The sequence below is a fragment of the Stenotrophomonas sepilia genome (genome assembly GCF_003244875.1).
Taxonomy (GTDB): Bacteria; Pseudomonadota; Gammaproteobacteria; order Xanthomonadales; family Xanthomonadaceae; genus Stenotrophomonas; species Stenotrophomonas sepilia.
This window is the reverse complement of the sequence record NZ_LXXZ01000055.1, coordinates 1-2,524: the sequence shown is the minus strand read 5'-3', so window position 1 is coordinate 2,524 and position 2,524 is coordinate 1. Positions and strand designations below refer to the sequence as shown.

Annotated in this window: 3 protein-coding genes; all 3 read right to left on the bottom strand. The window is 63.1% G+C overall.

The window, feature by feature from the left end:
- The coding region (locus A7X97_RS10715; RefSeq protein WP_484359361.1) for a flagellin N-terminal helical domain-containing protein at positions 1–555 on the bottom strand (555 nt) is incomplete at its 3' end.
- 243 nt (positions 556–798) lie between these two features.
- A complete protein-coding gene (locus A7X97_RS10710; RefSeq protein WP_111007911.1) occupies positions 799–2,019 on the bottom strand; it encodes a flagellin in 1,221 nt (406 codons plus the stop codon).
- 234 nt (positions 2,020–2,253) lie between these two features.
- Positions 2,254–2,524: flagellin (locus A7X97_RS10705; protein WP_281268028.1), on the bottom strand; the 271-nt coding region annotated here is incomplete at its 5' end.

Here is a 2,524-nt window from a genome sequence, read left to right as displayed (position 1 = left end):
CACTGCGGCAGTGCTCGTCTGCGTTGCGGCGAACAGACCCGAACCCAGCGAGCTGGTGCGGGCATTGACGATCGAGTTGATGCCAATGGTCTGGCCTGCATCCGCGCCAACCTGGAACAGGGCGCCGGAGAACGTGCCGTCCAGCAGGCTGGTGCCGTTGAAGTTGGTCTGGCGGGCAACGCGGTCGATTTCCGAGGTCAGCTGCTTGACTTCGGCATCCAGTGCCTCGCGGTCGCTGCTGGAATTGGTAGCGTTGGCCGACTGCACCGACAGCTCGCGGATGCGCTGCAGGTTATTGCCGATTTCAACCATCGCGCCTTCGGCGGTCTGGGCCAGCGAGATGCCGTCGTTGGCGTTGCGCACGGCAACGTCCAGACCGCGGATCTGGGTGCTGAAACGCTCGGAGATCGCCAGGCCGGCGGCGTCGTCCTTGGCGCTGTTGATGCGCAGGCCTGAGGACAGGCGCTGGATGGTGGTGGCCAGGCTGGAACCGCTGGTGGACAGGTTGCGCTGGGCGTTCAGCGACATCACGTTGGTATTGATGACTTGTGCCATTTTCTTGCTCCTGGTGGCGATGATGTCGCCGACGGTTGAGAGGCCTCCCGTAGGAGGGGCCGTTGCAGTTTTAATGCCTCGGCTGATATCAATAACGGCGACATGTCAACTGTCTTTAGCGGGGATTTGCGGTGTTCTGCAGGTCGTGTTCATGCGCTCGCGTTACTGCCAGAGCCCGGAGCTGCAGACGCAGAAAGGCCGCCCGAAGGCGGCCTTTCTGTGTTGCCTGAAACGGGGCAGGGATCAGCCCTGCAGCAGGCTCATCACGCTGGACGGCGACTGGTTGGCCTGGGCCAGCATCGCGGTACCGGCCTGCTGCAGGATCTGCGTGCGGGTCAGTTCAGCGGTTTCCTTGGCGTAGTCGGTGTCGCGGATACGGCTGCGCGAGGCCGACAGATTTTCCGAGGTGGTGTTCAGGCTGGCGATGGTGGAGGTGAAGCGGTTCTGGATCGCACCCATGTCGGCACGCGAGGAGTTCACCGAAGTCAATGCATCGTCAACGATGGACAGAGCGCGCTGGGCGCCTTCCACCGTGGTGATGTCCAGGTCGGCGACGGTCTTCTTCTCCGAAGCGACAACCGCGGTGGCAGTGCCGCCGATACCAGCGAAGTCAATGGCCAGATCGGCCGGCGGATTGGCGGGGTCAGCGTCCGGAGTGCCGCCGCCGTCGGCAGTGCCGGCGGTGAAGGTGAAATCCTTGCCCGACTTCAGCGAGGTGAGCTCCAGATTGCCGTCCTTGTCCAGCTTGGCGTAGACGCCGGTCTGGTCCATCTTGTCATTGATCGCGTTGACGATGCCGTTGTTGATGTCGCTGGCTGTTGCGCCGGCCTTGAAGCTCACATCAGCGATGGCGACGCCATTGATCTCCATGCCGGTGATCTTGCCGTCCGACTCCGCAGCATCAGCCACCACTGCGGCAGTGCTCGTCTGCGTTGCAGCGAACAGACCCGAACCCAACGAGCTGGTGCGGGCGTTTACAACGCTGCTGATGCCGATCGTCTGGCCCGAATCAGCACCCACCTGGAACAGGGCGCCGGAGAACGTGCCGTCCAGCAGGTTGGTGCCGTTGAAGTTGGTCTGGCGGGCAACGCGGTCGATTTCCGAGGTCAGCTGCTTGACTTCGGCATCCAGTGCCTCGCGGTCGCTGCTGGAATTGGTAGCATTGGCCGACTGCACCGACAGCTCGCGGATGCGCTGCAGGTTATTACCGATTTCAACCATCGCGCCTTCGGCGGTCTGGGCCAGCGAGATGCCGTCGTTGGCGTTGCGCACGGCAACGTCCAGGCCGCGGATCTGCGTGCTGAAACGCTCGGAGATCGCCAGGCCGGCGGCGTCGTCCTTGGCGCTGTTGATGCGCAGGCCCGAGGACAGGCGCTGGATGGTGGTGGCGAGGCTGGAGCCGCTGGTCGACAGGTTGCGCTGTGCGTTCAGGGACATCACGTTGGTGTTGATGACTTGTGCCATTGCCGTTCTCCGAGAGTTGTATCTGGTGCTGGAAAGGGGAGGTCCCCGGGGGAGGACCGCTGGGGTGTTGTGCCCCGTTGATACCAATAACGACACCCCGCGCCAGACCTTTAGGGACTGCGCGAAAAGTTTTTTCGCCAATGTCAACGGGGGCGTGATTCCGCTCTCGCCCACACGCAGAAAGGCCGCCCGAAGGCGGCCTTTCCGTGGTGTTGCATGAACCGGTGCGGGGGATCAGCCCTGCAGCAGGCTCATCACGCTGGACGGCGACTGGTTGGCCTGGGCCAGCATCGCGGTACCGGCCTGCTGCAGGATCTGCGTGCGGGTCAGTTCAGCGGTTTCCTTGGCGTAGTCGGTGTCGCGGATACGGCTACGCGAGGCCGACAGGTTTTCCGAGGTGGTGTTCAGGCTGGCGATGGTGGAGGTGAAGCGGTTCTGGATCGCACCCATGTCGGCACGCGAGGAGTTCACCGAAGTCAATGCGTCGTCAACGATGGACAGAGCG